Source organism: Falsigemmobacter faecalis (genome assembly GCF_003863335.1).
In the GTDB taxonomy this organism is placed as follows: domain Bacteria; phylum Pseudomonadota; class Alphaproteobacteria; order Rhodobacterales; family Rhodobacteraceae; genus Wagnerdoeblera; species Wagnerdoeblera faecalis.
Genome location: NZ_RRAZ01000070.1, coordinates 1 through 3,932 on the forward strand (window position 1 = coordinate 1; position 3,932 = coordinate 3,932).

The following is a 3,932-nucleotide window of genomic DNA, read 5'->3' on the forward strand; positions in this document are numbered from 1 at the left end:
TCCGCGATCCGAAGATGACGCCTGCGCTGCCGGACCGGCTCCCCCACCATTGCGACCGGCAACGAGCCCTGCGCGTCAGGAACCGCGCCTGACGATCAGGGCCTGAGCCGCCTTCACACCATGATCAGTTCCCTCGGCTCAGGCCCTGATCTCCGACCGCCCGGTGGGCTCAATCGTGCGCGCCGACAGAGGAGCAGCTTTCCACGCCGATTGACAGCCGTCACGGCGCTGTGGAGAAATTCAGGGGAGAATCCAGCGATCTTTGCCGTCTGATCATTGAGATTGGAGTTGGAAGCGTCCAGCGCCCCGGAGATTGGGTGGGCTTCCGTTGGGGCGACTATGACGGCGACTCGCTGCGCCTTCGTCAGAATAAGACAGACAAGGCGCTGGTGTTGCCGTGCACAGCCCACTGGATCATACCAAGGCGGCACTCGGGGCTCTTCCGCATCCTGCCCCCCAATCCTGATCAAGCGCGACGGCAACCCCATTAGCTACCGCTATATGGCCGACCTCATGCTGAAAGAGCGCAAGCGGCTGGGGCTTGAGGCCTATGACCTTCACGCCTTGCGCTACCGTGGGATCAAGGAGCTGGCTTGGGCGGGGTGCGACGATGACGAAATCGCAGCTTATTCGGGCCATGCGACCAAGGCGATGATCATGAAATACGCGGGCGAGGCTCGGCAGGAGATGCGGGCACGTCAGGCGCGGGAGAAGCGGCAATGAACAGAAAGAGCACAGAACATAAACCTGATACCCTGGGTGATACCCTTGGGTTGGTTACGCTAGCTAAGTCATTGAAAGTTTTGGAGGCGGGTACCGGAATCGAACCGGTCTTCACGGATTTGCAATCCGCTGCGTAACCTCTCCGCCAACCCGCCGTCGTCCAGAGTGAGCAAGGATCTACCCTGGACTGAGGCAGGGGGCAAGAGGTTGTAGCGCAGGAATTTTCTGAGGACGCAGGGAATTTACGTCAGGCGGGACGGGCCGCGACGGGTGGTGAGCAAAAGATTGGTCTCGGACCGGATGATCCCCTCGATTTCGCGGACGCGGTAAATGACGTCATCGAGCTCCTGCAGGGTCCCCGCCCCGATCTCTGCGATAATATCCCAGGTTCCATTGGTGGAATGCACCGCCTGAACATGCGGCAGGCCAGACAGGCGCGCCAGGATGCGCGGCCCGCCCCGCCCCTCAATGCCGATCATCATCAGGGCGCGGACGGGCGCCTCTGTCACCTCATGTCGGGTGAGCACGGTGAAGCCCGCGATATCGCCACGGCTGGTCATACGCTCAATCCGCTGGCGCAGGGTCGCACGGCTCAGCGACAGGCGTGACGCCAGATCGGAGAGCGAGGCGCGACCATCGCGGCGCAGCTCAGCAAGTATCTTCTGGTCCGTACCGTCCAATTTGAACATCCCCTGCGATCAAACTGATCATTTCTGACAGAAGCTTTACGCCGATGTGACTGGCCACCGCCAGACAGGCCGATCATTGTGAGAGAAAATGGAGAGTGCCATGCAGGAAAAGATCCTTATCGGAGCGCCGGTCGATTCAGGCCAGCGCCAGCCCGGCTGTCTGATGGGTCCGGCTGCTTACCGTGTTGCGGGGATCGCGCGGGCTCTGGCCGATCTGGGCCATCCGGTCTCGGATCGCGGGGATGTGGCGATGGATCCCCTGCCGCAGGTGACCTCTGACAATCCCGCCATCGACCAGCTTCCGCAGACGGTGGCCTGGACCACGGCACTGTCGCAGGCCGTTGAGAGCGCGCTGAACGATGGCGGCATGCCGATCACGCTGGGCGGCGATCACTCGCTGGCGCTTGGCACCGTGGCGGGGGCTGCGAAACACGCGGCCGCCCAGGGACGCCCGCTGTTTCTGCTGTGGCTCGATGCGCATTCCGACTTCCATACGCCGCGCAGCACGACATCGGGCAATCTGCACGGCACCCCGGTCGCCTATATTGCAGGGCGTGACGGATTTGAGGCCTTTCCGCCCTTCCCCGCCCCGCTTCCTGCGGAGCGGATCTGCCTCTTTGGCATCCGCTCGGTTGATCCGGCGGAACACGCCGCGCTGCAGCAACATGACATTGCGATCAATGACATGCGGGTGCTGGATGAGCAGGGCATTGTGGCGCCGCTCCGGGCCTTTCTCAGCCGCGTGGCAGAGGCGGGTGGCATGCTGCACGTCAGCCTGGACGTTGATTTCCTTGACCCCTCCATCGCGCCGGCGGTGGGGACCACGGTTCCGGGCGGCACCACCTTCCGCGAGGCGCATCTGGTGATGGAGCGGCTGTGCGACAGCGGGCTTGTCACCTCGCTCGACCTGGTGGAGCTGAACCCCTTTCTTGATGAGCGCGGCCGGACAGCAAAGCTGATGGTCGATCTTGCCGCTTCCCTGATGGGCCGGAAGGTTTTTGACCGTCCCACCCGCAGCTATTCCTGAGGCATTTCCATGACCGCGCCTTCCGACCGCGCCCTTGTTCCCTTCGTCAGTGTGGCCCAGATGATGGCCCTGATCGGCCGCATCGGGCTGAAACCCATGCTGCAGGGGCTGGCCGCTGAAATCGAAGCCGACTTCCTTCGCTGGGAGCGTTTCGACAAGACCCCGCGCCTCGCCTCTCACTCTGAGATCGGGGTGATCGAGCTGATGCCGACCTCTGACGGCGAGAGCTATGGGTTCAAATATGTCAACGGCCACCCCGGCAACACGCGCCAGGGGCTGCAGACGGTCACGGCCTTCGGGCTGCTGGCGGATGTCGCGACCGGATATCCCATTCTGCTCTCCGAGATGACCCTGCTGACCGCGCTGCGCACGGCGGCCACCTCCGCGCTGGCCGCAAAGCATCTGGCACCACGCGATGCGCAGTGCATGGCGATCATCGGCAATGGCGCCCAGGCCGAGTTCCAGGCCATGGCCTTTCAGACAATCTGCGGGATCACCCGGCTGCGGCTTTACGACATCGACCCCGCGGCCATGCGCAAATGCGCCGACAACCTGCGCGGTCAGGGGCTGGAGCTGACCCTTTGCACCTCGGCGGAAGAGGCGGTTCAGGGCGCGCAGATCATCACCACCTGCACGGCCGACAAGCAATATGCGACGATCCTCACCGATAATATGGTCGGGGCGGGGGTGCATCTGAACGCGGTCGGTGGCGACTGCCCCGGCAAGACAGAACTGCACCGCGATATCCTGCTGCGGTCGTCGATCTTTGTGGAATATCCGCCGCAGACCCGAATTGAGGGCGAAATTCAGGCCCTTGAGCCCGACCATCCGGTCACTGAATTCTGGCAGGTGCTGGCCGGGCGTGCGGCGGGGCGCACCGATCCGGCTCAGATCACGCTCTTCGACAGCGTTGGCTTTGCAATCGAGGATTTCAGTGCGCTGCGCTATGTCCTGGCACAGGTGCGCGCCGGGGCAGACTGCGATCTGCTGGACATGCTGGCAGATCCCGATGATCCGCGGGATCTCTTCGGGATGCTCCTGCGCGCGAAGGCGGTCTGAAGCCGCCTTGCCCCGGCCCCGGCAGCCGGGGTATTGTGCGACAATACGCCATCTCAGGAGAGCCGGATGTCCGCCCCGCAGCCCGACCACCAAGCCCCCGAAACGCAACATGTTACGCAGTCGAAGGTCGCCTGCGACGGCGGTGAAGGCGCGCTCGGCCACCCGCGCGTCTGGCTGGCCATCGGTGAAGAGGGCTGGGTGGAATGCCCCTATTGCGACAAGCGCTACATTCTGGATGGCCCCGCCGGGCACCACTAAGCCCCGCGGATCCGAGAACACCTTCACAGGCCGCAGGTCGTAAGACCTGCGGCTTTTTCTTTAAGCCGATGCTGACGAGGCGTCTGCGTGCTGACTGAGGTGATCCCCATCTCTTGGACAGGATGTGGCGTTTTTTAAGCTCTGATCTGCTCCTGCTGATTGGGTTGCGTTGCTTC

Annotated in this window: 5 protein-coding genes and 1 tRNA gene; 4 read left to right on the top strand and 2 right to left on the bottom strand. The window is 63.2% G+C overall.

The features are described 5' to 3' along the window. Positions 1–513: 513 nt before the first annotated feature. Positions 514–723 carry a site-specific integrase gene (locus tag EG244_RS21230; RefSeq protein ID WP_233589085.1) on the top strand — a complete coding sequence of 70 codons (210 nt, stop codon included), beginning with the start codon at positions 514–516 and terminating at the stop codon, positions 721–723. 81 nt (positions 724–804) lie between these two features. On the opposite strand, the gene EG244_RS19840 is transcribed toward EG244_RS21230, so the two are convergent. Then, positions 805–878 (bottom strand) — tRNA-Cys (locus tag EG244_RS19840). Positions 879–965: 87 nt separating this feature from the next. After that, positions 966–1,412 (bottom strand): Lrp/AsnC family transcriptional regulator, encoded by a 447-nt coding sequence (locus tag EG244_RS19845; protein WP_325050411.1) that lies wholly within the window; start codon positions 1,410–1,412, stop codon positions 966–968. A 100-nt stretch (positions 1,413–1,512) separates the two neighbouring features. On the opposite strand from EG244_RS19845, the gene rocF reads away from it, so the two are divergent. From rocF to EG244_RS19860, 3 genes are all read left to right on the top strand, one after another. Further along, complete coding sequence (gene rocF / locus EG244_RS19850; protein ID WP_124966883.1) at positions 1,513–2,439, top strand: arginase; 927 nt, start codon at positions 1,513–1,515, stop codon at positions 2,437–2,439. Positions 2,440–2,448: 9 nt separating this feature from the next. Next, a complete protein-coding gene (locus EG244_RS19855; RefSeq protein WP_124966884.1) occupies positions 2,449–3,498 on the top strand; it encodes an ornithine cyclodeaminase in 1,050 nt (349 codons plus the stop codon). A 66-nt stretch (positions 3,499–3,564) separates the two neighbouring features. Then, positions 3,565–3,756 carry a zinc-finger domain-containing protein gene (locus EG244_RS19860; RefSeq protein ID WP_124966885.1) on the top strand — a complete coding sequence of 64 codons (192 nt, stop codon included), beginning with the start codon at positions 3,565–3,567 and terminating at the stop codon, positions 3,754–3,756. The last annotated feature ends 176 nt before the right edge of the window (positions 3,757–3,932 follow it).

Coding starts and splice junctions, on each gene's coding strand:
- EG244_RS19845 (WP_325050411.1), bottom strand. CDS start 1,412: ATGTTCAAATTGGACGGTACGGACCAGAAGATACTTGCTGAGCTGCGC.
- EG244_RS21230 (WP_233589085.1), top strand. CDS start 514: ATGCTGAAAGAGCGCAAGCGGCTGGGGCTTGAGGCCTATGACCTTCAC.
- rocF (WP_124966883.1), top strand. CDS start 1,513: ATGCAGGAAAAGATCCTTATCGGAGCGCCGGTCGATTCAGGCCAGCGC.
- EG244_RS19860 (WP_124966885.1), top strand. CDS start 3,565: ATGTCCGCCCCGCAGCCCGACCACCAAGCCCCCGAAACGCAACATGTT.
- EG244_RS19855 (WP_124966884.1), top strand. CDS start 2,449: ATGACCGCGCCTTCCGACCGCGCCCTTGTTCCCTTCGTCAGTGTGGCC.